At 74.0% G+C, this 26,585-nt stretch carries 20 protein-coding genes; 6 read left to right on the forward strand and 14 right to left on the reverse strand.

The genetic code is table 11. From position 1 onward, the window contains the following. Positions 1–233: 233 nt before the first annotated feature. The 9 genes from ACIPAE_RS27490 to ACIPAE_RS27530 all read right to left on the reverse strand — a co-directional run bounded on the left by ACIPAE_RS27490 (position 234) and on the right by ACIPAE_RS27530 (position 11,865). Entirely contained in the window at positions 234–1,424 is a 1,191-nt protein-coding gene (locus tag ACIPAE_RS27490) for an ABC transporter ATP-binding protein (protein ID WP_402448651.1), read from the reverse strand. Beyond that, on the reverse strand, positions 1,421–2,281 hold the full coding sequence (locus tag ACIPAE_RS27495) for an ABC transporter permease (protein ID WP_402448652.1): 861 nt from the start codon (positions 2,279–2,281) through the stop codon (positions 1,421–1,423). The genes ACIPAE_RS27490 and ACIPAE_RS27495 overlap by 4 nt, the downstream gene beginning before the upstream one ends. Further along, the gene (gene modA / locus ACIPAE_RS27500) at positions 2,278–3,129 is read right to left on the reverse strand and encodes a molybdate ABC transporter substrate-binding protein (protein WP_402448781.1); all 852 of its coding nucleotides are present in this window, start codon (positions 3,127–3,129) and stop codon (positions 2,278–2,280) included. The genes ACIPAE_RS27495 and modA overlap by 4 nt, the downstream gene beginning before the upstream one ends. 267 nt (positions 3,130–3,396) lie before the next feature. Continuing rightward, positions 3,397–4,080, reverse strand: coding sequence for a response regulator (locus ACIPAE_RS27505; protein WP_328470534.1), 684 nt, complete (start codon positions 4,078–4,080; stop codon positions 3,397–3,399). 2 nt (positions 4,081–4,082) lie between these two features. Further along, positions 4,083–4,697: a potassium-transporting ATPase subunit KdpC gene (gene kdpC / locus ACIPAE_RS27510; protein ID WP_402448654.1), complete on the reverse strand. Its 615-nt coding sequence runs from the start codon at positions 4,695–4,697 to the stop codon at positions 4,083–4,085. A gap of 16 nt (positions 4,698–4,713) precedes the next feature. Beyond that, complete coding sequence (gene kdpB / locus ACIPAE_RS27515) at positions 4,714–6,852, reverse strand: potassium-transporting ATPase subunit KdpB (RefSeq protein ID WP_402448656.1); 2,139 nt, start codon at positions 6,850–6,852, stop codon at positions 4,714–4,716. Beyond that, positions 6,852–8,516 (reverse strand): potassium-transporting ATPase subunit KdpA, encoded by a 1,665-nt coding sequence (gene kdpA / locus ACIPAE_RS27520; RefSeq protein ID WP_402448658.1) that lies wholly within the window; start codon positions 8,514–8,516, stop codon positions 6,852–6,854. Before kdpA ends, kdpB begins: the two co-directional genes overlap by 1 nt. Continuing rightward, positions 8,516–8,605 (reverse strand): K(+)-transporting ATPase subunit F, encoded by a 90-nt coding sequence (kdpF, locus tag ACIPAE_RS27525; RefSeq protein WP_329363756.1) that lies wholly within the window; start codon positions 8,603–8,605, stop codon positions 8,516–8,518. The genes kdpA and kdpF overlap by 1 nt, the downstream gene beginning before the upstream one ends. Positions 8,606–8,919: 314 nt before the next feature. Beyond that, a complete protein-coding gene (locus ACIPAE_RS27530) occupies positions 8,920–11,865 on the reverse strand; it encodes an ATP-binding protein (RefSeq protein ID WP_402448660.1) in 2,946 nt (981 codons plus the stop codon). 183 nt (positions 11,866–12,048) lie between these two features. Between ACIPAE_RS27530 and ACIPAE_RS27535 the strand changes: the two genes are divergently transcribed. The 3 genes from ACIPAE_RS27535 (at position 12,049) to ACIPAE_RS27545 (ending at position 15,588) form a co-directional block, all read left to right on the forward strand. Then, complete coding sequence (locus tag ACIPAE_RS27535) at positions 12,049–13,569, forward strand: metallophosphoesterase family protein (protein WP_402448663.1); 1,521 nt, start codon at positions 12,049–12,051, stop codon at positions 13,567–13,569. Positions 13,570–13,706: 137 nt separating this feature from the next. Continuing rightward, positions 13,707–14,399, forward strand: a complete 693-nt coding sequence (locus ACIPAE_RS27540) for a GPP34 family phosphoprotein (protein ID WP_329363750.1) — start codon at positions 13,707–13,709, stop codon at positions 14,397–14,399. A gap of 46 nt (positions 14,400–14,445) precedes the next feature. After that, positions 14,446–15,588, forward strand: a complete 1,143-nt coding sequence (locus ACIPAE_RS27545; protein ID WP_402448665.1) for a cytochrome P450 — start codon at positions 14,446–14,448, stop codon at positions 15,586–15,588. Positions 15,589–15,696: 108 nt separating this feature from the next. Here the strand turns inward: ACIPAE_RS27545 and ACIPAE_RS27550 are convergent, their stop codons facing one another. Beyond that, the gene (locus tag ACIPAE_RS27550; protein ID WP_402448668.1) at positions 15,697–16,905 is read right to left on the reverse strand and encodes an AAA family ATPase; all 1,209 of its coding nucleotides are present in this window, start codon (positions 16,903–16,905) and stop codon (positions 15,697–15,699) included. Positions 16,906–17,149: 244 nt separating this feature from the next. Between ACIPAE_RS27550 and ACIPAE_RS27555 the strand changes: the two genes are divergently transcribed. Next, complete coding sequence (locus tag ACIPAE_RS27555; protein WP_402448670.1) at positions 17,150–18,157, forward strand: alpha/beta fold hydrolase; 1,008 nt, start codon at positions 17,150–17,152, stop codon at positions 18,155–18,157. A gap of 94 nt (positions 18,158–18,251) precedes the next feature. Continuing rightward, complete coding sequence (lhgO, locus tag ACIPAE_RS27560) at positions 18,252–19,490, forward strand: L-2-hydroxyglutarate oxidase (RefSeq protein ID WP_329363743.1); 1,239 nt, start codon at positions 18,252–18,254, stop codon at positions 19,488–19,490. An 81-nt stretch (positions 19,491–19,571) separates the two neighbouring features. Here lhgO and ACIPAE_RS27565 read toward each other — a convergent pair whose 3' ends face one another. Next, complete coding sequence (locus ACIPAE_RS27565; protein WP_402448673.1) at positions 19,572–21,272, reverse strand: ABC-F family ATP-binding cassette domain-containing protein; 1,701 nt, start codon at positions 21,270–21,272, stop codon at positions 19,572–19,574. Positions 21,273–21,670: 398 nt separating this feature from the next. Between ACIPAE_RS27565 and ACIPAE_RS27570 the strand changes: the two genes are divergently transcribed. Next, positions 21,671–22,396, forward strand: coding sequence for a class I SAM-dependent methyltransferase (locus ACIPAE_RS27570; protein WP_402448675.1), 726 nt, complete (start codon positions 21,671–21,673; stop codon positions 22,394–22,396). An 83-nt stretch (positions 22,397–22,479) separates the two neighbouring features. Here ACIPAE_RS27570 and ACIPAE_RS27575 read toward each other — a convergent pair whose 3' ends face one another. From ACIPAE_RS27575 to ACIPAE_RS27585, 3 genes are all read right to left on the reverse strand, one after another. Next, entirely contained in the window at positions 22,480–23,271 is a 792-nt protein-coding gene (locus ACIPAE_RS27575; protein ID WP_402448677.1) for a phosphatase PAP2 family protein, read from the reverse strand. Between the two features lie 140 nt (positions 23,272–23,411). Further along, positions 23,412–24,665 (reverse strand): cytochrome P450, encoded by a 1,254-nt coding sequence (locus ACIPAE_RS27580; protein WP_402448678.1) that lies wholly within the window; start codon positions 24,663–24,665, stop codon positions 23,412–23,414. Next, a complete protein-coding gene (locus tag ACIPAE_RS27585) occupies positions 24,662–26,572 on the reverse strand; it encodes a non-ribosomal peptide synthetase (protein WP_402448680.1) in 1,911 nt (636 codons plus the stop codon). The genes ACIPAE_RS27580 and ACIPAE_RS27585 overlap by 4 nt, the downstream gene beginning before the upstream one ends. Positions 26,573–26,585: the final 13 nt, after the last annotated feature.

Raw genomic sequence — 26,585 nt, forward strand, 5'->3', positions numbered from 1 at the left:
GCTCCTCGGTCCGCGGTGGGGGGGGGTGGGGGTGGGGGTGCGGGTGCGGGTAGCGGTGCGGGGTAAGGAAACTTTCCTGTCCGTGGTACGGGAGGATCGCGCGGTGACGACAGTGCAGTCAAGGGGCTGAACGAAAGTCAATTGGCTGATCCGGCAGGCCCGTTGGGCGGTCACGGACTCAATCGCTGGTCACCGACGTGAACATGGTTCGGACCTCTGCGGCGCGGGCGCGGTCAGGCCGGATAGGCGTGCGTCTGGGCGGCCTTCACCGACGCCCACACCTCCGCGCCCTCGCGCAGGTCGAGTTCGGCGACCGCGGGCGCGGTCAGGTCCGCGGCCAGCGGCAGGGCGTCCTCCGCGCCGGCCAGCGCGATCCGGAACTGCGCGCCGTGCGACTCCATGCCGGTGATCCGGGCCCGCCAGGCGTTGCGCGCGGAGCTGTCGGGGCGCTGCCGGTGCAGGGTGACCGCGCTGGGCGGGAACGCCACGAACGCCGGTCCGGTCAGCTCCTCGGTGCCGGTCAGCGTGAACCGCGGGCCGACCCGGACCAGATGGCCGTCCGCCTCGCCCCGGTACAGGTTCAGGCCGACCAGCCGGGCGATGTAGTCCGTGCGCGGGTGGCGGGCGATCTCGGCGGGCGTGCCCTGCTGCACCACGGTGCCGTGCTCGACCACCACCAGCCGGTCGGCGAGCACCATCGCGTCCAGCGGGTCATGCGTGACCAGCACCGCGACCGCCTCGAACGCGGCCAGGTGCCGGCGCAGTTCGGCGCGTACGTCCAGCCGGGCGCCGGCGTCCAGGGCGGCCAGCGGCTCGTCGAGCAGCAGCAGCCGCGGGGCGGTGGCCAGCGCCCGGGCCAGCGCGACCCGCTGGGCCTGGCCGCCGGACAGCCGGCGCGGCTTGACGTGCGCGTGGTCGGCCAGGCCCATCCGGTCCAGCAGGCCGGCGGCGAGCGCGCGCGCCTCGGACCGGGTGGCGCCGTGGCAGCGCGGCCCGAACGCCACGTTGTCCAGGGCGCTCAGGTGCGGGAAGAGCAGGTAGTCCTGGAAGATCACGCCGACCGGGCGGCGCTCGGGCGCGACCCGCACCCGCCGCTCGGGCTGCTCCAGCACCCGGCCGTCCAGCCGCAGATGCCCCCGGGTCAGCTCGGTCAGCCCGGCCAGGGCGCGCAGCGACGTGGTCTTGCCGGCGCCGTTCGGGCCGAGCAGCGCCAGCACCTCGCCGGGGGCCGCGGACAGCTCCACGTCGAGCCGGAAGGTCCCGCGGTCCACCACGAGACGGGCGTCGAGACCGGTCTCCGGGCCGCCCCCGCCCGTACCGCGTTCGCCCGCCCCCGTACCGCGCTCGCCCGTACCGGGTCCGTCCGCGGCACCCGTGCCCGTACCGCCCTCGCCCGCCCCCGCACCGCCCTCGCCCGCGCTCATACCGCGCTCGCCCCCGTCCAGCGGTCGCGCAGGCCGGCGAGGACCGTGATGGAGACCGCGAGCAGCACCAGGCTCAGCGCGACGGCCGCGTCCGGGTCGTCCTGCAGCGCGAGGTAGACCGACAGCGGCATGGTCTGGGTGCGGCCGGGGAAGCTGCCGGCGAAGGTGATCGTTGCCCCGAACTCGCCGAGCGCGCGCGCCCAGGCGAGCACCGCGCCGGCCGCCACCCCGGGCGCGATCATCGGCAGCGTGACCCGGCGGAAGGCGGTGAAGCGGGACGCGCCCAGCGTCGCCGCGGCCTCCTCGTACCGGCTGTCGGCGGCCCGCAGGGTGCCCTCCACGCTGATCACGAGGAACGGCATCGCCACGAACGCCTCCGCGACCACCACCCCGGCCGTGGTGAACGGCAGGGTGATCCCGAACCACGAGTCGAGCCACTTGCCGACGATCCCGTTGCGGCCGAGCGCCAGCAGCAGCGCCACCCCGCCGACCACCGGCGGGAGCACCAACGGCAGCGTCACCAGGGCCCGTACCAGCCGGCGGCCGGGGAAGCGGGTCCTGGCCAGCAGCCAGGCCAGCGGCACCCCGAGCACCAGCGCCACGGCCGTCGCCAAAGTCGCCGTCTCCAGCGACAGCCGTAGCGCCTGCCACACCGCGGAGCTGGTCAGCAGGTCGGGCATGCCCCGCCAAGGGGCCCGCACCAGCAGCGCCAGCAGCGGCACCAGCAGGAACGCCAGGCCGACCACGGCGGGCAGCAGCAGGGGCAGCGGGACGGCGCCGCCCCCGCCGCGCGGGCGCCGCGGCCGGGACAGCCGTCCCGGCGCCGTGGCGCCCGCGTTCTTCACCGCGGGGCTCACGGGTTGAGGAAGCCCGCCTGGGTGAGCACCTTCTGGCCCTCGGCGGACTTCACCAGGGCGATGAACGCCGCCGCGCCGTCAGGGTTCGGCGCGTCCTTCAGCGGCGCGATCGGGTACTCGTTGATCGCCTTCGCGGACTCCGGGAAGTTCACGCCCTGCACCTTGCTGCCCGCGCTGTTGACGTCGGTCTGGTAGACCACCGCCGCGTCGGCCTCCTTCAGCTCCACCTTCGTCAGCGCGGACTTCACGTCCTGCTCGTACGACTTCGGGGTGAGCTTGAGGCCGCTGGCGCTCAGCGCCTTCTGCGCGGCGGCGCCGCACGGCACGGTCTTGGCGCACAGCACGACCGACAGGCCGGACTTGGTGAGGTCCTTCAGGGTGCGGATCTGCTTCGGGTTGCCCGGCAGGGTGGCGATCTCCAGCTGGTTGCGGACGAAGTCGGCGGGCGTGCCGGCCGCGTCCCCCTTGTCGGTGACGGTCTTCATGGTGGCCGGGCTGGCCGCCGCGAACACGTCGGCCGGCGCGCCGCCGGTGATGCTCGCCGCGAGCTGGTCGCTGCCGCCGAAGCTGAAGACGACCTTCGTGCCGGGGTACGCCTGCTGGAAGTCCTTGCCGAGCGCCGTGAAGGTCTCCTTCAGCGAGGCCGCCGCGAACACCACCACGGTGCCGGAGACCTTCTTCTGCGCGCCGGTGGCCGACGCGCCGGACGAGGGCTTCTCGGAGGACGTCGACTTGTCCGAGGAGGACGACGAGGAGCAGGCGGAGAGCGCGAGCAGCAGCACGGCACCGCCGGCCACCGCGCACAGGCCACGGGACCGTGCGGCACGGGTGGCCCGGGCGGACCGGATACGTCGGGTGGTCACAGAAACTCTCCCTCTCCGCCGCGCCGCCGGGCGCGGGCACGTGCAAGATGATAGTTCCGCATCTGCCAGGAGAAAGTCTGCTGTCACATTGCATAATCCAAACAACCGGCGGCCCCACCTTTGCTTGTGCGATCGCACGACGATCGCGTCGGAGCAGGTGGGGCCGCCGTCGGTCCGGCCGTGCCGGGCCCGCTACGGCCCGAAGCTGTGCCCTGTGGCCCGAAGCTGTGCCCTACGGCTCGAACCCGTCCCTCATGGCTCGAACCGGTAGCCCATGCCCGGCTCGGTGACGAAGTGCCGGGGCCGGGTCGGGTCGTCCTCCAGCTTCCGGCGCAACTGCGCCATGTAGACCCGCAGGTAGTTCGTCTCCGTCCGGTAGGACGGCCCCCACACGTCCCGCAGCAACTGCTTCTGGCTGACCAGCCGGCCCGGGTTGCGGACCAGCGCCTCCAGCAGGTGCCACTCGGTGGGGGTCAGCCGGACGTCCGCACCGTGCCGGGTCGCCTTCTTCGCGGCCAGGTCCACGGTGAAGGCCGCCGTCTCCAGCCGGGCGGCCGCCGGCCCCTGCTCCTGGTCGGAGCGGCGCCGCTCGGCCGCCCGCAGCCGGGCCAGCAGCTCGTCCATCGCGAACGGCTTGGTGACGTAGTCGTCCGCGCCCGCGTCCAGCGCCTCCACCTTCTCGTCGGAGCTGTGCCGGGCCGACAGCACGATGATCGGCACCCGGGTCCAGCCCCGTATCCCGGCGATCACGTCCACGCCGTCCATGTCGGGCAGGCCGAGGTCGAGCAGCACCACGTCCGGGTGCCGGTCGGCGGCCATCCGCAGCGCGGTGGTGCCGTCGTAGGCGGCGTCCACCTCGTAGCGGCGCGCCCGCAGGTTGATCACCAGGGCCCGGACGATCTGCGGTTCGTCATCGACGACGAGGATGCGCGTCATGGTCAACCCAGCTTCGCGAGCGCCAGGTTGAGGGTGACCACGTCGACGTACGGCGTGCCGAGGAAGCCCAGCGGCCGGCCGTGGGTGTTCGCCGCGACCAGGTGGCGCACCTCGGTGGTGCTCAGGCCGCGGGCCTTGGCCACCCGGTCGACCTGCTCGGCGGCGTACGCCTTCGAGATGTCCGGGTCCAGGCCGGAACCGGAGGCGGTGACCGCGTCGGGCGGCACGTCCTTCGGGTTCACCCCGTCGAACGCGGCGACCGCCGCCCGGCGCTCCTTGATCGCCTTGACCAGGTCGGGGTCGTTCGGGCCGAGGTTGGAGGCGCCGGAGGCCAGCGGGTCGTAGCCGCCGGACGACGGCCGCGGCTGGAACCACTTCGGGTCCGGCTTCGCCACCTCGTTCGGGTCGTTGGGGTTCTTCTTGGGCAGGTCGAAGTTCTGCCCGATCAGGCTGGAGCCGACGACCTTGCCGTCCAGCTTCACCTGCGAGCCGTTCGCCTTGGCGGGGAACGCCGCCTGGGCGACACCGGTGACCAGCAGCGGATACGCCAGCCCGCAGAGCACGGTGAAGACCAGGAGCATCCGCAGGGCCGCCAGATGACTGCGCACGATACGCATGAGGGGTTCCCCTTTCTCAGTTCAGTCCGGGGATGAACTGCACGACGAGGTCGATGAGTTTGATGCCGACGAACGGCAGGACCAGGCCGCCCAGGCCGTACACCCAGATGTTGCGGCTGAGCAGCGCCGAGGCCGACGACGGCTTGTAGCGCACCCCGCGCAGCGCCAGCGGGATCAGCACCACGATGATCAGCGCGTTGAACACGATCGCCGAGGTGATCGCCGAGGTCGGGCTGTGCAGGTCCATCACGTTGAGGTGGCGCAGGCCCGGGTAGACCCCGGCGAACATCGCCGGGATGATCGCGAAGTACTTCGCGACGTCGTTGGCGATCGAGAAGGTCGTCAACGCGCCCCGGGTGATGAGCAGTTGCTTGCCGATCTCGACGATCTCGATGAGCTTGGTGGGGTTGGAGTCCAGGTCCACCATGTTCCCGGCCTCCTTGGCGGCCGAGGTGCCGGTGTTCATGGCGACGCCGACGTCGGCCTGCGCGAGGGCGGGTGCGTCGTTGGTGCCGTCGCCGGTCATCGCGACGAGTTTGCCGCCGGCCTGCTCCCGTTTGATGAGCGCCATCTTGTCTTCGGGGGTGGCCTCGGCGAGGAAGTCGTCGACGCCGGCCTCGTCGGCGATGGCCTTGGCGGTGAGCGGGTTGTCGCCGGTGATCATCACGGTGCGGATGCCCATCCGGCGCAGCTCGTCGAAGCGCTCGCGCATGCCGGCCTTGACGACGTCCTTGAGGTTGATCACGCCGAGCACCGAGGCGGTGGTCGTCCCGTCCCGGCGGACGACCTCGCCGACGACCAGCGGGGTGCCGCCGCCGCCCGCGATCGCGTCGACCAGCGGGCCGACGTCCTCGGCGGGGCGGCCGCCGTTGTCCCGTATCCACTGCATCACCGCGCTCGTGGCGCCCTTGCGCAGGCTGCGCTGCCCGCCGTCCTCGGCGAGGTCCACCCCGCTCATCCGGGTCTGCGCGGTGAACGGCACGAACTCCGCCCGCGGCAGCCGTCCTTCGGCGCGCGCCCGCAGCCCGTAGCGCTCCTTGGCGAGCACCACGATCGAGCGGCCCTCGGGCGTCTCGTCGGCCAGCGACGACAGCTGCGCCGCGTCGGCGAGCCGCTCGGCGGTGACACCCTCGGCCGGCAGGAACTCCGCGGCCTGCCGGTTGCCGAGGGTGATGGTGCCGGTCTTGTCCAGCAGCAGCGTGGTCACGTCACCCGCGGCCTCGACCGCGCGCCCGGACATCGCCAGCACGTTGCGCTGCACCAGCCGGTCCATGCCGGCGATGCCGATCGCCGACAGCAGCGCCCCGATCGTGGTCGGTATCAGCGCCACCACCAGCGACACCAGGATCACCAGCGACTGCTCGGCGCCCGCGTAGATCGCGAACGGCTGGAGCGTCACCACGGCGAGCAGGAAGACGATGGTCAGCGACGCCAGCAGGATGTTGAGCGCGATCTCGTTCGGCGTACGCTGCCGGGCCGCGCCCTCCACCAGCGCGATCATCCGGTCGATGAAGGTCTCACCGGGCTTGGAGGTGATCTTCACGACGATCCGGTCGGAGAGCACCGAGGTGCCGCCGGTCACCGCGCAGCGGTCGCCGCCGGACTCGCGGATCACCGGCGCGGACTCGCCGGTGATCGCGGACTCGTCGACGGACGCGACGCCCTCCACGACGTCGCCGTCACCGGGGATGGTCTGCCCGGCCTCGACCACCACGTGGTCGCCCAGCCGCAGCGAGGAGGCGGGCACCTCCTCCTCCACTCCCGGCGCGCCGGGCCGGAAGGAGGCCAGCCGGCGGGCGACGGTGGCGGTCTTGGTCCGGCGCAGCGTCTCGGCCTGCGCCTTGCCGCGCCCTTCGGCGACCGCCTCGGAGAGGTTGGCGAACACCACGGTCAGCCACAGCCACACGGTGATCACCCAGGCGAAGACGCTCGGGTCCTTGATCGCGTCCAGGGTGGTCAGCACCGAGCCGACCTCGACCACGAACATCACCGGGTTCTTCACCATCACCCGGGGGTCGAGCTTGCGGCACGCGTCCGGCAGCGAGGTCAGCAGCTGCTTGGGGTCCAGCATGCCGCCGGAGACCCGGTGCTGCTCCTGGCGCTGCGGCGCCGGCCCCGGTGACGCGGGGGGTTCCAGAGTGGTCAGGGACGACATCAGTGCAGACCTTCCGCGAGCGGTCCCAGCGCGAGCGCCGGGAAGTAGGTGAGCCCGACCACGATGACGATCACCGCGGTGAGCAGGCCGACGAACTGCGGCCGGTGGGTGGGCAGCGTGCCCGCGGTCGCGGGCACCGGCTGCTGCTTGCCGAGCGAGCCGGCCAGCGCGAGCACGAACACCATCGGCAGGAACCGGCCGACGAGCATCGCCAGGCCGAGCGCGGTGTTGTACCAGTTGGTGTTGACCGACAGACCGGCGAACGCCGAGCCGTTGTTGTTGGCGGCGGAGGTGAAGGCGTACAGCACCTCGGAGAAGCCGTGCGCACCGGAGTTGAGCATCCCGGCCCGCTCGCCGGGCAGCGCCATCGCCAGCCCCGCGCCGACCAGCACCACCGCGGGGGTGGTGAGGATGTACAGCGACGCGAACTTCATCTCCCGGCCGCCGAGCTTCTTGCCCAGGTACTCCGGGGTGCGGCCGACCATCAGCCCGGCCACGAAGACCGCGATGATCGCCAGGACGAGGATGCCGTACAGGCCGGAGCCGGTGCCGCCGGGCGCGATCTCGCCCAGCATCATGTTGAAGATCGTCATGCCGCCGCCGAGCGGCGAGTACGAGTCGTGGAAGGAGTTGACCGCGCCGGTCGAGGTGAGCGTGGTGGACGTGGCGAACAGCGCCGACCCCCACACGCCGATCCGCTGCTCCTTGCCCTCCATCATCCCGCCGGCCGCGTGGCCGGCCGCGCTGTGCACGCTGTGCAGCTCGTTGACGGTGATCACGGCCACCGACGCGGCCCAGATCAGGGCCATCACGGCGAGGATCGCGTAGCCCTGGCGCTTGTCGCCGACCATCTTGCCGAAGGTGCGCGGCAGGCTGACCGCGATCACCAGCAGCAGGTAGATCTCCACCAGGTTGGTGAACGCGTTGGGGTTCTCGAACGGGTGGGAGGAGTTGGCGTTGTAGAAGCCGCCTCCGTTGGTGCCGAGTTCCTTGATCACCTCCTGCGAGGCGACCGGTCCGCCGGTGAGGCTCTGGTGGTCGCCGACGAGCGTGGAGATCGACTGCACGCCGTGGAAGTTCTGCACCGCGCCGGCCGCGACCAGCACGATCGCGAAGACGAACGCGATCGGCAGCAGCACCCGCAGCACGATCCGGGTCAGGTCCACCCAGAAGTTGCCGACCCGGTCGGTGCGCTTGCGGGTGAAGCCGCGGATCAGGGCCGCGACGACCGCGATGCCCACCGCGGCCGACACGAAGTTCTGCACCGCGAGCCCGGCCATCTGCACCAGGTGGCCCATCGTGGTCTCGCCCGAGTACGACTGCCAGTTGGTGTTGGTGACGAACGACGCCGCGGTGTTGAAGGCCACGCCCGGCGTCACCGCCTTCATGCCGATCGCCAGCAGCAGGTGGTTCTGGAGCCGTTGCAGCCCGTACAGGAACAGCACGGACACCGCGGAGAACGCCAGCACGCTGCGCAGGTAGACCGGCCAGCGCTGGTCGGCGTCGCCGTCGACCCCGCCGACGCGGTAGATCAGCCGCTCCACCCGCAGATGCCGGGCGGAGGTCAGCACATGGGCCATGTAGTCGCCCAACGGCCGGTAGGACAGGGCGAGTACGGCGAGCAGCGCGAGGATCTGCAGCCAGCCCGCGAGGGTGTCGTTCACTAGAACTTCTCCGGGTGGATCAGGGCCAGCACCAGGTAACCGACCAGGGCCACGGCGACGACGAGTCCGACGACGTTCTCCGCGCTCACAGCCGCTCCACCCCCTTGGCTATGAGGCCGATGACGGTGAACACCGCGACGGTGAGAAGGATGAACAGGAGGTCTGGCATGCGAAGGCACCCCGGGCAGTCGGTCGAAGGGGACGGGACCGCCCACGAGCCGTGCGCCGGCCGGTGGGCGATGCCGACCGGTTGCCGGTCGGCCTCCTTACTGAATCCCTCCCCGGCCGGCCGGGAGCTCCCCGTTAGCGCCTTCCTGACGCGCTCACCTGCGGCCTTGACGGCGTCTTGACGCCGGGGCACGGCAGGGGCACGGCCGGGGCGGGGACCGGGCAGAGCCGGCGGCTACGGCCGGTCCGGGTCGGGTTCCGGGTAGGGGACCGGCGCCGGCGCGGGACCCGCGGCGGGCAGCGACAGCACCATCGTCAGGCCGCCGCCGGGGGTGTCCTCGGGGGTGAGGGAGCCGTGCATCGCCTCGGCCAGGCCGCGGGCCAGCGCCAGGCCCAGGCCGAGCCCGGTGCCGTTGTCGCGGTCGCCCATCCGCTGGAACGGCTCGAAGGCCCGCTCGCGGTCCCGCGCGGGCATCCCCGGGCCGCGGTCGATCACCCGCAGCTCCACCCGGTCGCCCAGCGCGCTCGCGGTCAGCACGACCGGCCGGCGGGCAGGGGCGTGCCGTACCGCGTTGGCCAGCAGGTTGGCGATGACGCGCTCCAGCAGCGGTGGATCGGCCAGGACGGCCGGGGCCCGCTCCAGGCCGCGGGTGTCGATGCCCGGGGCGTCGGCGGGCAGCGACTCCAGCGCGGCCGGCAGCACCTCCTCCAGCGCGGTGGCCCGCAGCCGCAGCCGCAGGGCGCCCGCCTGGAGCCGGCTCATGTCCAGCAGGTTGTCCACCAGCCGGCTCAGCCGGGCCAGCGACTCCTCGGCGGTGGCGAGCAGCTCCTCGCGGTCCTCGGCCGAGAACTCCACGTCCTGGCTGCGCAGCGAGCTGACCGCGGCCCAGCCGACCGCCAGCGGGGTGCGCAGGTCGTGGCTGACCGCGGCGAGCAGCGCCGTACGCATCCGGTCGGCGGCCTTCACCGGCTCCACCTCGGCGGCGGCCTCGGCGAGCCTGGCCCGCTCGGCAGCCCCGGACACGTGGGCGGCGAAGGCGGCCAGCACGCGCTGGTCGGAGGCGGAGAGCGGCCGGCCGCGCAGCAGCAGCACCATGCCGTCGCCCGCGGGCACCCGGACGGCGGCGCCCGCGCCGCCGTCGTACGGGCCGGTGCCGGTGGCGGTGCTGATACCGGAGGCGGGGGTGGTCGCGGTGGCGGTGGCGGGGGGCGTGGTGCCGGTGCCTGTGCCGCGGGGGCCCTGCGGACCGCCGCCGACGGCCGTGCCGCCGCCGACGGCCGTAGCGCCGCTGCCCGCCGGGGCCGCGCCGCTCGCCTCCGCCGGGGCCGTGCCGCTCGGCTCCGCCGGGACCAGTTCGGCGCTGTCCATCCCGAACGTCTCGCGGGCCCGTTCCAGCAGCGCGGGCAGCGCGTCACCGCCGCGGACGATGCTGCCCGCCAGGGACGACAGCGTCTCGGCCTCGGCGGTGGCCCGGGCCGCCCGGCGCGACAGCCGCAGCGAGCGGTCCACGACGGCCGCGACCGTGCCCGCGACCACCACGAACACCGCGAGCGCCAGGATGTTGTTGGGCTCGGCGATGGTGAACTGCCCCACCGGCGGGATGAAGTAGTAGTTCAGCAGCAGCGACGCGGTCACCGACGCCACCACCGCCGAGACCACCCCGCCGAAGCAGGCCACCCCGACCACCGCCAGCAGGAACAGCAGCGCCTCGCTGGTCAGGTTGAGGCTGCCGCGGTTGCCCGCGAGGACCGCGGTGAGCGCCAGCGGCAGCACCAGCCCGCTCACCGGCCCCGCCACCAGCCGCCAGGTGGTCAGGGTGCGGCGCCGCGAGGGCAGCAGCCGGCCGTGCCCGGCCCGCTCATGGGTGACCATGTGCACGTCGATGTCCGCCGAACTGCCCACCGTGGTCTCGCCGATGCCCCGCCCGGTCAGCAGCCGCTCCCACCGCCGCCGGCTGCTGGTGCCCAGCACCAGCTGGGTCGCCCCCACCCCGCGGGCGAACTCCAGCAGCGCCACCGGCACGTCGTCGCCGACCACCGAGTGGTAGCTGCCGCCCAGGCTCTCCACGAGCTGCCGCTGCCGGGCCAGCGCGGCCGGCGAGGCGCCCACCGCCAGCCCGTCGCTGCGCGCCACGTGCACCGCCAGCAGGTCCCGCCCGCCGTCGATGCCCGGCGGGGCGCCGCCCGCCGACCGGTCGGCGATCCGCGCCGCCCGGCGGATCAGCGTCTCGCCCTCCGGGCCGCCGGTCAGCGCCACCACCACGCGTTCCTTGGTCTCCCACACCCGCCCTATGCCGTGCTCGCTGCGGTAGTGGTGCAGCGCCTCGTCCACCCGCCCCGCCACCCACAGCAGCGCCAGCTCCCGCAGCGCGGTCAGATTCCCGATCCGGAAGTAGTTGGCGAGGGCCGCGTCGACCTTCTCCGCGCCGTAGACGTTGCCGTGCGCCATCCGGCGGCGCAGCGCCTCCGCCGGCATGTCCACCAGCTCGATCTGGTGGGCGCGGCGCACCATCTCGTCGGGCACCGTCTCGCGCTGCGGCACCTCCGTGATCTTCTCGACCACGTCGTTGACCGACTCCAGGTGCTGGATGTTGACGGTGGTGACCACGTCGATGCCCGCGGCGAGCAGCGTCTCGACGTCCTGCCAGCGCTTGGCGTTGCGCATGCCGGGCGGGTTGGAGTGCGGCAGCTCGTCCACCAGCGCGACCTCGGGGCGGCGGGCCAGCACCGCCGCCAGGTCCATCTCGCCGACCACGGTGCCGCGGTACTCCCGCTCCAGCCGGGGCACCACTTCCAGGCCCTCCACCAGCGCCAGCGTGTGCGGCCGCTGGTGGCACTCCACCAGCGCCACCACCACGTCCGTGCCGCGCTCCGCCCTGCGGTGGCCCTCGTCCAGCATCCGGTAGGTCTTGCCGACGCCGGGGGCCGCGCCCAGGAACACCTTGAGCAGCCCGCGCCGGCCCGTCCGCCCGGCGGGTTCCCACGCGTCGCCCGTGGGCGGGGAGCCCGCGGCGTGGGAGTCCGAGGGGTGGGAGCCCGAGGATGGCGAGAAGGGCGCGGTCGCTCGCGGCTGGACCTGTTCCGGGTTCTGGGCCTGGACCCGTTCCGGGTTCTGGGCCTGGGCGTGCGTGGGCGCCGGGCGGCGGGCCGAGGGCCCGGCCGGGTCGTGTTCCGGGATCATCCGGTCCACGCAAGCCGAGGGCACGCCGTGCGGCCGGGCGCGTTGACGACTTCCTGGCGCCGATCACCCGGACCTTGACGCGCTGTTGACACCGGTGCCGGGCCGTACGACGCACGGCCGGGACCCGTCGTAGCCCGGCCGCCGTCCCTGGACCCGGGCCCGGGAGTGTGCCACAGTGCGCCGATGCCCGCCTCCTCGCGTGACTCGTCGGCCGGTGCCGGCTGGCAGGACCAGGAACCCGGCCGCTACCGGGAGTTGATGCCGCCCCGGGTGGTCGAACTCTCCTGGCTGAACCCGGCCACCCTGTGGCGGGCCCGCAACGGCCCGCTCGCCTCGATCTTCGGTGACCCGACCGGGACCGACCGGCAGCGCTGGGTCGGCGCCCAGACCGAACGCGGCGCCGCCGAGGGCGACCTGGTGATCACCCGGGACGACCCCGACACGTTCTCCTTCATGCTGCTCGGGGACACCGGCGAGGGCGACGGCCCGCAGTACGCGGTGGTCCCCGGCCTGCTCAAGGAAGGCGCCGGAACCCGCTACGCGGTGGTGTGCAGCGACGTCATCTACCCGGTCGGCACCGGCAACGACTACCCGACGAAGTTCTTCCGCCCCTACCGCGACTACGACGCGCCGATCTACGCGATACCCGGCAACCACGACTGGTACGACGGCCTCACCGGCTTCATGCGGGTCTTCTGCCGCGCCCCGGCCCTGCCGCCCGCCGCGCGGGCCCGCCCGCTGTCGGCCGCGTGGTGGCGGGGCCTGCTGTGGGCGCGGCCCGACACCCCCGACGACGCGCTGCTGGACCAGGCCCGGCAGATGCGCTCCGCCCCCGCGCAGGCCGCGTCCCAGCCGGGCCCGTACTGGGCGATGGACAGCGGGCCGATACGGATCATCGGCATCGACACCGGGCTGCTCGGCGACATCGACCGGGAACAGGGCGAGTGGCTGCGCCGGGTCGCGCGCGGACCGCGGCCGAAGATCCTGGTCACCGGCTCGCCGATCTACGTCGACGGCGAACACCACCCGTGCGCGATAGCCGGCGGCGGCACCGTGGACGAGGTCGTCCGCGACCCCGCGCACCACTTCGTCGCCGCGATCGGCGGCGACATCCACAACTACCAGCACTACCCCGTGGACGTCGGTGGCCGCCGGATCGAGTACGTCGTCTCCGGTGGCGGCGGGGCGTTCATGCACGCCACCCACACGATCCCGCGGGTCTCGGTCGGCGGTGTCGGCGAGGACGACTTCCGCTGCTACCCGATGCGCGGCGACTCGCTCGCCTTCTACAGCCGGCTCTACGGGCGCAGGCTGCGGCTGCGGCGGCTCTTCGACCTCACCCCCGACCAGGCGTCCGCGGTCGTCGCGCACCGGCTGGGCACCACCCCGGTCCGCGCCTCCGACCGCACGGTGACGCTCAGGGCCCGCTTCGTCGCGTCCGTGCTGGGTGTCGCGTCCCACCGGCGCCGCCGGTCCCGCTTCCGGCTCCGGCTGCCGGTCCGCCGCACGCTCACCCAGGTGCTCTCCCCGGGCTCGGCGACCTACAGCCCGCCGTTCTTCAAGAACTTCCTCCGCCTGGACGTCACCCCCGAGGCGATCCGGATACGGTGCTACGCCGCCACCGGGCTGCGCGCCCACGAACTCGACCCGCCGGTCGAGGACGACTTCACGATCCCGCTGACGCCCGCGACGCCGGCGGCGTAGGACCGGCCGGGCCCACGTGTGTCGCACCGGCCGGGTCGGACTGCCCGGACGGGCCGGGGGGAGGGATAATCGGGCAGGTGGGCCGGCGGGAGAGCGACCGTGTGCCGGTCGCCGTCGCCCGGAACGGGAAGCCTGCCATGACCACAGCGCGTGATCTTCTGACCGTCACGATGGACATGCCGTCCAGCCGGACCGTGGAGCGCGGCGATCTGTCGCTCGGGCTCGCCGGCGCGGAGCTGGTCGACCTGCTGCGAGCGGGCGCGGCCACCCTGGACCGCGGCCGGATCGTGCCGGGGGCGCGGCTGCCGCACGAGGACCGGCTGCTGGGCGAGGCCGCCGTCGCGATGTCCCGCACGCTGCCGTTCGAGACCCTCGACGACTGGCTGTGGCGCCGCGGCCGCGGGCTGCCCGCCGTGTATCTGGCCGCCTTCACCGACGAGGGCCGGCTCACCCGGCAGCGCCGGCGGCGCTGGTGGGTGTTCGGCGGCAGCCGGATGGTGCTGCTGGACACCGACGACCGCCGCCGGGCCGGCCACCGCTGGGCGGCCGACGAGCCGGTGCTGGTCGCCCTCGCCACGACCATCGGCGTCACCGGGCACCGGCCCGACCCGTCGCCCCCGCCGCCGGACCCGTCGGCGGGCCTTCCCGCGCCCGACCCCGCCGACCCCGTCGACCTCCCGCCCGACCTCGCCGCACAGGTCGCCGACCCCTCCGTCGCGGCCGTGCTCTCCGCCGTCGTCCACGCCGTCGCCGAACTCTCCGACGAGCGCCGCCGCCGCGCCAACCGGCTCAAGGACGCCCACACGACGACGCTGCGCCGCGGCTACTGACGGCCCGGCCCGCGGGCGCATGGGCGGGGCCGGTTAGGGTCGTGACGTGGTCACCCTTGCCGAACTCGCCGAAGACCCGCACCCGCACCTCGCGGAACTGCGCGAACGCGCGCCCGTGGTGTGGCTGCCCGCGCTCGGCGGATGGATGGTAACGGGCCGGGCGCTGGCCGTGGAGGTCATGCGGGACGCCGCCGCGTTCACCGTGGACGACCCGAGGTTCACCACGGCGCGGGTGGTCGGCCCGAGCATGCTCTCGCTGGACGGACCCGAACACGCCCGCCACCGGGACCCGTTCGTGGCCCCGTTCCGGCCGCGCGCGGTGCACGCCGCGTTCGGCGAGACCGTACGGCGCGAGGCCGACCGGCTGCTCGACGGCCTGGCGCCGCGCGGCGCCGCCGAGTTGCGCCGGGACTTCGCCGGGCCGCTCGCGGCGGTGGTGATGGCCGAGGTGCTGGGGCTGACCGACGTCCCCGTCCCGGCCATCCTGGGCTGGTACGACCAGATCGTGCGGGCCGTCGACCGGCTCACCCACGGCGAGGACGCGGGAGCCGAGGGCCCGGCCGCGTACCAGGCGCTGCGCGCGGCGGTCGCCGGCACCCTCGACGCGGGCGCCGCGGACTCCCTGCTGGTGGCCGCTGCCGCCGACGGCCGGCTCGACCTGCCCGAACTGGCCTCCAACGCGGCCGTGTTGCTCTTCGGCGGCATCGAGACCACCGAGGCGATGATCGCCAACGCGCTGCTGCACATCCTCGCCGAGCCCGACCTGGTGGCCCGACTCCTCGCCGATCCCGACCTGTTGGACAACGCGGTCGAGGAGTCCCTGCGGCTGGAGCCGGGCGCCGCCGTCGTGGACCGCTACGCCACCCGCGACACGGACCTGGCGGGCATACGGGTCCGGGCCGGCGACCTGGTCACCGTCTCGCTGGCCGGCGCCAACCGCGACCCCGCGGTCTTCCCCGACCCGGACCGCTTCGACGTCCACCGCCCCAACGCCCGGCTCCAGTTGGCGTTCGCGCACGGCCCGCACTTCTGCGTCGGCGCGCACCTGGCCCGGCTCGAAGCCCGCGTCGCCCTGCGGGCCTGCTTCGAACGGCTTCCCCACCTGCGGCTCGACGCGAGCCGCCCGAGCGCCCCGCGCGGCCTCGTCTTCCGCAAGCCCCCCACCCTCGCGGCCCGCTGGCACTCCTGACCCCGCGCCCACCCGCGCGCCTACGGCTCCCGTGGACGTGCCCGCGAAGTCCCTTTCCTCGCAAGGCGGTTCGGGGCGCCCGGTCCGCTGGGTGCCGTGCCGGCGGCGCTACGGCGCCGTCGTGCGCGTCGCGGGTTCGTGGTCGGCGGCCGGCGTCGGGCGGGGGACCAGCCCGCCGGTGCGCAGGAGGTGCCCGGCCGTGTCGAGCCCGGCGCCCAGCGCGAACGCGGCCGGTTCGTCGAGTTCGCCGATCGTGGTGCGCCCCTGCTCGGCGCGGACCGCCCGCACGGACGCCGCCTCGACGTCCTCGTGGTCGAGCAGTTCGGGGCTGTGGCTGGTGACGAGGACCTGCCGCCGGTCGGCCGCGTCGCGCAGCGCCTCCCGCAGGACGGCGGCGGCCGCCGGGTGCAGCGCGGTCTCCGGCTCCTCGACGGCGACCACTCCGTACCGTCCGTCGGCCGGCGCGAAGAGCGCGAGCAGCACGCCGAGGGCGCGCAGCGTGCCGTCCGACACCGAGGGCGCGGTGAACTTCCAGGGATGGGCGGAGCCCGCGGTGTCCTGGGTGAACTCCACGGTCTCCGCGCCCTCCAGCACCCGCCGGCGGGTACCGCGCAGGCCCGGCACGATCCGCTGGAGATAGCTGTCGAGGCGGCGCAGATCCGCCCCGTCGGCGACCCGGCGCAGCCGGTGCAGCACGGCCGCGGCGTTCGCGCCGTCGCGCAGCAGCGCCCGGCCGTCCCGCGGCGGCGCCGGCGCCCGCATGGCCGCCGGGTCGAGGCTGAACGACCGGATGCCCGCCAGCCCCGCGTGCGCGGCCGCGAACGCCTTGTGCCGGCCGAGTTCCGCCAGCAGCAGGCGGCCCGGGTCGGCCGGCGGCAGCTTCCGCTCGGTGCTCGTGGTCAGCGTGCCGTCCGCCACCCGGAAGGCGGCGCGGGCCTCGCCGGCCGCCACCTCGCAGCGCTCCCGGGCGATCCGGAACCCGCCCTTGCGCGCGGCCGCGACCTGCACGCCGTACGTGCCGGTGAGCGGGCCGCGGCCCTCGTCGGGGCCCTCGAAGGACAGCCGCACCGAGAAGCGGTCCGGGTGGCCCGGGGCCCTGCGCCGCACCTGCGCCGCGCCGCCACGCTCGCGCAGCGCCTCCGCCAGCGAGCCGCCGACCCCGTCGGACACCAGCCGCAGCGCGTCGAGGAAGTTGCTCTTCCCCGCGCCGTTGGGGCCGACGAGGAAGACCAGGTCCCCGAGCCGGACGTCTGCTTCGGCGAGGCTGCGGTACTGCTTGAGCCTGACGCGCGTGACACGGAAGTGACTGGGCTCCATCGCCCCAGTCTGGCAGCAAGGGCCGGCCGTACGCGCCCTTGCCGCGTCGCGTCGCCCGGCCCGCGCTCCCCGGCCCGCGCGTCTGCCGTGCCGCCGCCGGCCGCGGCTCCCGTACGGTCCGATGTCTTCTTGCCGGATCGGCAAGGCGGATCGCGGGTCGGGCAGGGTTCGCCGGATGATCGGGTCCGGGCGGTCCGTGAGGCCCGCCCGGCCCCAGCATCCCCATCCCCATCAGGGAGGACCCATGACCCAGCACACCGGCGACGGACTCGGCACGCACCGGATGATCGCGACGCCCGCGGGGCGTACCCACGTGGTGGAACGGGGGAGCGGGCCGCTGGTGCTGCTCGTGCACGGCTTCCCCGAGTCCTGGTACTCCTGGCGCCGCCAGCTGCCCGCGCTGGCCGCGGCCGGGTACCGCGCGGTCGCGATCGACGTCCGCGGCTACGGCCGGTCCTCGAAGCCGGCCGACCCGGCGGCGTACCGGATGCTGGAGCTGGTGGCGGACAACGCCGCGGTGGTGGAGGCGCTGGGCGAGCGCTCCGCGGTGGTGGTCGGCCACGACTGGGGCGCGACGATCGCGGCGAACAGCGCGCTGCTCCGGCCGGACGTGTTCCGCGCGGTGGGCCTGCTGAGCGTGCCGTACGCCCCGCGCGGCGGCCCGCGGCCCAGCGAGATCTTCGCCGGGATGGGCGGCGACGAGGAGTTCTACGTCTCCTACTTCCAGCAGCCCGGCCGCGCCGAGGCCGAGATCGAGCCCGACGTGCGCGGCTGGCTGGCCGGGTTCTACGCCGCGCTGTCCGCCGAGACGATGCCGCCGCCCGGGGCGCCGGACCCGCACTTCGTCACGCGCGGTGGGCGGCTGCGGGACCGCTTCCCCGCCGTGGCGGGCTCGGGTGCCGGTTCCGGTCTTCCCGGCTGGCTCAGTGAGGCCGAACTCGATTTCTACGCGGGCGAGTTCGAGCGGACCGGGCTGACGGGCGCGCTGAACCGCTACCGCAGCATGGACCGGGACTGGGCGGACCTCGCCGCCTACGACGGTGCCGCCATCACGCAGCCGTCCCTGTTCCTGGGCGGCTCCCTGGACGCCTCCACCACCTGGCTGGCCGACGCGATCAAGGCGTACCCGGTCACCCTGCCGGGCCTGGTCGGCTCCCATCTCCTCGACGGCGGCGGCCACTTCCTCCAGCAGGAGCGTCCCGAGGAGGTGAACCGGCACCTTACAAAGTGGCTGTCCGCGCTGCCCGCGTGAACCGTACGGTTCGGCCCGGACGCTTCTATGCTCGGGGCACGTGACGGGCGATCCAGCGCAAGCAGTGGAAGCAGCGGAAGAAGGTACGGCCGCGATGCCAGCAGACCCAGGGCCCCGGCCGGCCACCGGCGGCCGTACCCCGGCCAAGCCCGTCGGGGTGGTGGGCGCCGGCCTGGTCGGCCTGGCCGTGGCGCGCCGACTGGCCCTGCGCGGGGCCGAGGTGGTCGTCTTCGACAAGGAGGCGGAGGTCGCCGTCCACCAGTCGGGGCACAACTCCGGCGTCGTCCACTCCGGCCTGTACTACCCGCCCGGCTCGCTCAAGGCCACGCTGTGCCGGCGCGGGGTCGGGCTGCTCAAGGACTTCTGCGCGCGGCACGAGCTGCCGTACCGGGAGATCGGCAAGGTCGTCGTCGCGCACTCGCCCGCCGAGGTGGAGCGGCTGGGTGTGCTGGAGGAGCGGGCCCGCGCCAACGGCGTGCCCGGGGTGCGCCGGCTCGACCCGGCCGCGCTGCGCGACATCGAGCCCGAGGTCAGGGGACTGGCCGCGCTGCACTCCCCGACCACCGCCATCGTCGACTTCCGCGCGGTGGCGCGGGCGATGGCCGGCGAGGTGGCCGCGGCCGGTGGGCGGCTGCTGCTCGGCAGCGAGGTCACCGCGATCCGGCCCGGGCCGGGCGACGGGGTCACCGTGGTCTGCGGCCCGCGGGCGTACGCGCTGCGCGGCGCGGTGATCTGCGCGGGACTGCAGTCCGACACGGTGGCGCGACTGGCGGGTGACGCGCCCTCGCCCGCGATCCTGGCATTCCGCGGCGAGTACTACCGGCTCCGTCCGGAGCGGGCCGGACTGGTGCGCGGGCTGGTCTACCCGGTGCCGGACCCGGCGTACCCGTTCCTCGGCGTGCACCTCACGCCCCGGGTGGACGGGAGCGTCGACATCGGCCCGAACGCCGTGCTCGCGCTGGCCCGCGAGGGCTACCGGCGCCGCGACGTCAACCCGCGCGAGCTGGGCCGGGCGCTGGCCTGGCCCGGCACCCGCCGGCTGGCCCGACGGCACTGGCGGGCCGGGCTGCACGAACTGCACGGCTCGCTGTCGAAGCGCGCCTTCACCGCCGAGGCCGCGCGCTACGTCCCCGCCCTGACCCCCGCGGACCTGGTGGCCGCGCCGGCCGGCGTCCGCGCGCAGGCGCTCGACGAACACGGCGACCTCGTCGACGACTTCAGGATCTCCGCACTCGGCCCGGTCACCGCCGTACGCAACGCCCCCTCTCCCGCGGCCACTTCGTGCCTGGCCATCGCGGAACACGTGGTCGAGCGGCTGACTTTCCCGAGCTGAACTCCCGAACTGACCTTGCCGAGCGGATCAGCCGTACCGGGCGAGGGGCGAGGGACCAGGGGCGTCCGGCCCGTTCCCGGGTCATGCCGGCGGCGCCCCCGTCTCGGTCAACTCGCCGCCGGCCAGCCGCAGCCACCGGTCCACGCCGATCCGCTCCAGGAACCGCTCGTCGTGGCTGACCACCACGAACGCGCCCCGGTACGCCGTCAGGGCGCTCTCCAGCCGCCCGGCGCTGACCAGGTCGAGGTTGTTCGTCGGCTCGTCCAGGAGCAGCAGTTGCGGGGCCGGCTCCGCGCACAGCACGCAGGCGAGGGTGGCGCGCAGCCGTTCGCCGCCGGAGAGCACCCCGGCCGGCAGGTGGGCGCGGGCACCCCGGAAGAGGAAGCGCGCGAGCAGGGTCATCCGGTCCGCCTCCGTGCGGTGGGGCGCGAACGCGGCGAAGTTCTCGGCGACCGTACGGTCCAGGTCCAGCAGGTCCAGCCGCTGGGAGAGGTAGGCGATCCGCCCGTCGGCCCGCCTGATCCGCCCGCTCCGTGCGTCGAGCCGGGCGCCGGAGCCGGAGCCGGGGTCGGAATCGGTACCGGCTCCTGATGAGCCGTCGGGGCCGGCGGAGCCCTGGATCAGCCGCAGCAGCGTCGTCTTGCCCGCGCCGTTGGGGCCGGTCAGCGCGATGCGCTCGGGGCCCCGGACGGTCAGGTCGATTCCCGCGCCGGCGAACACCTCCCGGCTGCCGAGCCGTACCCGCATCCCCTCGCCGAGGAAGACGGTGCGCCCGGCGGGGACCTCGGTGTCCGGCAGTTCCAGGGTGATGCCCTGCTCGTCGCGCAGCGCGCGCTCGGCGTCGTCGAGCCGGGCCCTGGCGTCGCCGACCCGGGCGGCGTGCGTCTGCCCGGCCCGGCCCGCGGACTCCTGGGCGCCGCGCTTCATGGTGCCGGCGAAGATGCGCGGCAGGCCCGCGCTCTTGAGGGTGCGGGCGGCGTTGCCCGCGCGGCGCTCGGCCCGCTCGCGGGCCTGCTGCAACTCGCGCTTCTCCCGCTTCCACTCCTGCTCCGCGCTGCGGACGTTCTTCTCCGCGACCTCCCGCTCGGCCCGCACGGCCTCCTCGTAGGCGGTGAAGTTGCCCCCGTACAGGCGCAGTTCACCGCTGTCGAGTTCGGCGATGCGCTCCATACGGTCGAGCAGCGCGCGGTCGTGGCTGACCAGCAGCAGGCAGCCGTGCCACTCCTCCAGCACGTCGTACAGCCGGTGGCGGGCGTCGAGGTCGAGGTTGTTCGTGGGCTCGTCGAGCAGCAACACGTCGGGGCGCTTGAGGAGTTGGGCGGCGAGGCCGAGCGAGACGACCTGACCGCCGCTGAGGGTGCCCAGCCGGCGGTCGAGCGCGAGGCCGGGCAGGCCGAGCCGGTCGAGTTGCGCACGGGTGCGCTCCTCGATGTCCCAGTCGTCGCCGATCACCGTGAAGTGCCGCTCGTCCACGTCGCCGGACTCGACCGCGTCCAGCGCCCGGATCACCGCGGCGACTCCCAGCACCTCGGCCACCGTGAGGTCACCGGTCAGGGGGAGGGTCTGCGGCAGGTGGGCGAGCGTGCCGGTGACGGTCACCGACCCACCGCTGGGCCGCAGTTCGCCGGCGATCAGCCGGAGCAGCGTGCTCTTGCCGGCGCCGTTGGGCGCGACCAGGCCGGTGCGGCCGCCGCCCGCGGTGAAGGAGAGGCCGTCGAAGACCGGTGTGTCGTCGGGCCAGGAGAAGGACAGGTTCGTGCAGACGACGGAAGCGTCGGACATGGGAGGACCTCGGGGTGTCACGAGGGCAGACGGAGACCTCTGCCCTGGGGGCATGGGGAAAAGGGCACGACGGCACAGCCACGGCGGCGGCGCTTCCACGCGCCTGCCGGTGGCCGGTCAGCTCCGGGTCTCACCCGGAGATGTCGTCGTCACCCGCCATGCCTGGTCTCCTCGGTAGTGCCGTTCGGTGATTCACCCGACGATCAACGTCGGCCACCGAGTGTAGTGCCTTCGCGGGCGCCGCGCGTTCCGCCGGATCAAGGGCCCGGGCCCAGGCCCGGGCCCGGGCCCAGTTCCAGGGGGACGCGGGAGGAGAGCGACGACGTGTCGGCGCGGCACCGGTCCGCCGCCCGAAAACAGGGTGCTGCCAGGACTCGCTTCCCCCTAGGTTCGGCCCCATGGCTGACGAGAGTTTCGGGCATCCACGGCTCGCCGCGATCTACGACCCGCTCGACCCCGACCGCGGCGACCTCGACGCGTATCTGCGGATCGCGGCGGAGTTCGAGGCGCGCAGCGTGCTGGACATCGGCTGCGGGACCGGGGTCTTCGGCCTGCTGCTGGCCGATCGCGGGATCGAGGTCACCGGGGTCGACCCGGCCCTGGCGTCCGTGGCGGTGGCCCGGGCCAAGCCGGGGGCCGAGCGGGTGCGGTGGCTGCACGGTGACGCCACCGACCTGCCGCCGCTGGCGGTGGACCTCGCGACGATGACGGCGAACGCCGCCCAGGAGATCGTCGACCCGGGGGCGTGGCGGCGGACCCTGCGCGGCGCCTACGAGGCCCTGCGGCCCGGCGGGCACCTGGTGTTCGAGACCCGCGATCCGGCCCGGCGCGGCTGGGAGGAGTGGAACCGCGAGTCCACCTACGGGGTGACCGAGATCCCCGGCGTCGGCGCCGTCGAGACCTGGGTCCGACTGACCGACGTCAGCCTGCCGTTGGTGACGTTCCGCTGGACCTACGTCTTCGCGTCCGACGGGGAGGTCCTGACGTCGGACTCGACCCTGCGCTTCCGCGAGCGGCAGGAGGTCGAGCGGGACCTCGCCGCGGCCGGCTTCGTGACGGAGGAGGTTCGCGACGCCCCCGACCGGCCGGGCCGGGAGTTCGTCTTCCTGGCCCGCCGCCCCTGAATCCGGCGAGCGGCGAGCGGCGAACGTCGAACGTCGAGACCGGTCTCGCGGGGACGGACCCGCCCGCCGCGCTCTCCGCTCGCTCAGCGCCGGGCGTGCCGGCCTGGTCCGTGCGAAGGGGGCGACTGCGTGGCGCGGGTGGCCCGTTCCGACGGCGTGGAGTGGTCGGACGGCGTGGCATGCGCGGGCGGCGTGGCGTGCGTCGCGTGCGTGGGGTCCGCGGGCCGTGCCGGCTCCCGGTCCGACGGGCGGTGGTCGGCGGCGACCAGCAGGGGAATCGGCAGCCGCTCCCGCAGCCGGGTCACCGTAGGGGTCGCCAGGCGGCGCAGCGCCAGGCTGGTGAGGTAGGCGACGGGCAGGGCGAGCAGCGCGGAGCCGATGACGTCGTGGGGGTAGTGGGCGCCGACGTAGACCCGGGTGAAGCCTTCGAGCACCGCGAAGAGCACGGCGATGGCGCTGAGCCGGCGGTCCAGCAGGAAGAGCGCGGCCACGGACGCGGCGGCCACCGTGGTGTGACCGCTGGGGAACGCGTAGTCGTTGGGCACGGGGCAGGTCTCGACGATGAAGGCGTGCGGGAGCGAGCGGCACGGCCGCTGCTCGGCCACGATCTTCTTGACCACCTCCGCGCAGGCGAAGGCCACGCCGACGCTGACCGGCACGGCCAGTGCCAGAGTCATCGCGGCGCCGTCCCGCCGCCGGGCCCGCCACCAGCCCACGACCATGAGGACCGCGAAGACCCCCAGTTGGACGTTGGTCCACCATTCGACGAAGCCGTTGAGCCACCGGGTGTCACGGGCCAGGTCCGTGATCGAGGTGAACAGCGAACCGTCGATGTGCGACCCGTCGAAGGCCAGCAGTGCGGAGCCTGCGGTCATCAGCACCGTCTTTCGGAACTGGCTCGGACCGTGTCCGTTCCTGGCCGGTCGTCACCGTGGAGGCAGAGTGTCTACAGAAATGTAGACGATGAACTCCTGACGGCCAATTCGTGAACGGCGACCGTCATTCGGGTGAACGATCAGCCTACACGCCGGCTCACGGCGGCGGCCGAGGGGCCTGCGTGCCCTCTGGCCAGGTGCACCGGCAGGCTTCGGTAGCCCTGGAGGAAGGTGGAGTAGACCGGGACCGGCGGGCCGGTGAGTTCCACCTTCTCGACCGTGGTGGCGAGCGCGGCGAGCAGGGCGTGCAGGCTCACCCGGCCGAGGAAGGCGCCGAGACAGAAGTGGGGGCCGCGGCCGAAGGCGATGTGCTGGTTGGGGGTACGGGACAGGTTCAGGGTGCGCGGCGAGTCGAAGACGTCCTCGTCGTTGTTGGCGGAGACGTTCCACAGCGTCACGATGTCCCGGGCCCTGATCCGCTGCCCGCCGATGACGGTGTCGACGGCCGCCGTCCTGGCGAAGTGCAGTGCCGGCGTCGCCCAACGCAGCAGCTCCTCCACGGCCGTGTCCAGCGGTATCCGCCCCTCGCGCAGGTCCCGCCACTGCCCGGGATGGAGCGCGAGAGCGTGCACCGCGCTGATCGCGGCCATGCGCGAGGACTCGTCGCCGCCCAGGATCAGGCTGTAGCAGTTGAGCGCGATGTCCTCCAGGGGCAGTCGGGCGCCCTCGACCTCGGCGGTCGCCAGCATGCTGACCACGTCGGAGTCCGGCCGGACCCGGCGCCGGGCCGCGAGGTCCATGAAGTAGAGCACGATCTCGTTGCGGGCGCTGAGCGCGTCGAGTTCGTCGGGCTCCGCGGTGGCCGAGGACAGGGTCCGCTTGTTCCACTCCAGCAGTTGTCCGCGGTCTTCCCAGGGGATCGCGAGGAGGTCGCAGATCGTCTGGATGGGGAGGTGATCGGCGACCTCGGTGGCGAAGTCGAACGTGCCCGGCCCGGCCACTTCGGCCACCAGCGCCGCCGTACGGCTCCGTACCCGCTCCGCGACGTCCGAGAGCATGCGGGGTGAGAAGGCCCGCAGCATCAGGTTGCGCAGCTGCCGGTGGCGCGGCCGGTCGGTGACCGCCAGCATCCGGCCCCCGGCGGAGTCGTCGCCGCGCAGCAGGACGTCGAGGACCGTGCCGCGCGCCGAACTGAGCGTCTTCGGGCTGTTGTAGCACCCCTGTACGTCGGCGTGGGAGGCCACCACCCAGAACCCCGGGCGCCCGTCCGCCCCCTCGTGCCAGTACACGGGGCTGGTACGGCGCGCCTCGCGCCAGAACGAGTGCTGCGCGTCACCGGCGAACGTCGCCGGATCGGTGAGGTCGAAGGCCCGTGCCGTGGAGCCCGTGCTCATCGCGACCGCTCCTCGGACCGGCCGGGCGCGTTCACCGCGGACGCCGCCACCGGTGCCGGCGCGCTCCGCACCGCCTGTGCCAGCTCGGTGAGCGTCTGTGCCTGTAGCACCGATCGCATGGTGACGCCGAGTCCGAGCTCGCCACGGATGCGGATCGCCAGTTTGGCCGCGACCAGGGAGTTGCCGCCCAGCTCGAACAGATTGTCACCGGGGCGCACCGCGGGCAGCGACAGCAGCTCGGCGACGAGCCGGCACAGGGCCTGCTCGGTGGACTCGTCCCCGGCGGACCCGTCCTCGCAGGACCTGTCCCCAGCCAACCGGTCCTCGGCCGACCCGTTCTCGGCGGACCCGCCCTCCCCCGCGGTCGCGGTGGGCGGGTGGAGAACCGTCGCCCGGGGCCGGTCGTGCAGGGCCCGCCGGTCGATCTTGCCGTTCACGGTCAGGGGAACGGTGTCGAGGACCACCACGCTCGCCGGCACCATGGCGGCGGGCAGCGCCTGGGCGACGTGCCGGCGCAGGGCGGCCGGGTCCGGCGCGCAGCCGGGCCGCGGCTGGACGTACGCCACGAGCACGGCGTCCGCCAGGACACCGTCGACCACGGCCGCCGCCACCTCGACCTCCGGATGGTCGGCGAGCCGGGCCTCCACCTCCCCGAGTTCGATACGGACACCCCGCAGCTTGACCTGCCCGTCGGCCCGCCCGGCGAACAGCAACTCGCCGTCCGCGCGCAGTCCGCCGCGGTCGCCGGAACGGTACATCCGGCTCCCGGGCGGTCCGAACGGGTCGGGGAGGAACCGGGTGGCCGTCAGCCCGGGACGGTTGAGGTAGCCGCGCGCCAGGCCGGCCCCGGCGAGGTACAGCTCGCCCTCCTCGCCCTCCGGGACCGGCCGCAGCCGCTCGTCCAGCACGTACACCCGGCCGCCGGTCCAGGGGACGCCGATGGTGACGTCGTCCGTGGCCGCCAGCGGCCCCGAGATGGTGGCCCCGACGGTGACCTCGGTCGGACCGTATCCGTTGAACATCCGCCGGCCGGGCGCCCAGGCGCGTACGAGGGCCGGGGTGCAGGCGTCGCCGGTCGACATGATGGTTCCGCCCTTGAGGACGCTCGCGCTGTCGGTGAGGCTCAGCACGGCGGGCGGCAGCACGGCATGGGTGATGTCGTGGCGAATCATCAGGTCGGTCAACTGGCGGCCGGGCAGGACCGCGTCGGCGTCCGCGAGCACGAGCGTGGCGCCCGAGGCCAGGGCGAGCGAGAGGTCCCAGAAGGCGGCGTCGAAACTCACCGACGCCCATTGCAGCACCCGCTCCCCGGGCCGGGCGCCGAACCGGGCCCGCTGGGTGGCGACCAGGTCGGGAACGCCCTGATGGGTCACCGCCACGCCCTTGGGAGTGCCGGTGGACCCGGAGGTGAAGATCACGTACAGCAGGTGGTCGGACGTCAGCGGCGACAGCCGCTCCTCCTGCCGGATGTCACCGGCGGGCTCCCGCCCGCACGCCGCCCGGGTGTCGGGATCGTCCAGCACGAGTTCGGGCACGCCGGGTGCCGTGACCGCGGTCCGTCCGGCGCGCACCAGCAGGACGGGCGCGGCGTCGGCGGTCATGCCGGCGAGGCGCTGCGCGGGGTGGGCCGGGTCCAGGGGGAGGTAGCCGCCGCCCGCCTTGAGCACGGCGAGCAGCGTGGTCACGAGGTCCACGGACCGGGGCACCGCCACGGCGACCAGGGCGTCCGGGCCGACGCCCAGCGCGATCAGCCGTCGGGCCAGCCGGTTGGCGCGGTCGTTCAGTTCGCCGTAGGTGACAGTGGTGTCCCCGTGCACCACCGCGACCGCGTCCGGGGCGCGCCCCACCGCCGCCTCGAAGAGTTCCGGGAACAGGAGAACCGGGTGGTTCGCCGTGTCGGGTTCCATAGCGTTTCCTCTC

The sequence above is a fragment of the Streptomyces sp. NPDC087270 genome (assembly GCF_044744625.1).
Classification (GTDB): Bacteria; Actinomycetota; Actinomycetes; order Streptomycetales; family Streptomycetaceae; genus Actinacidiphila.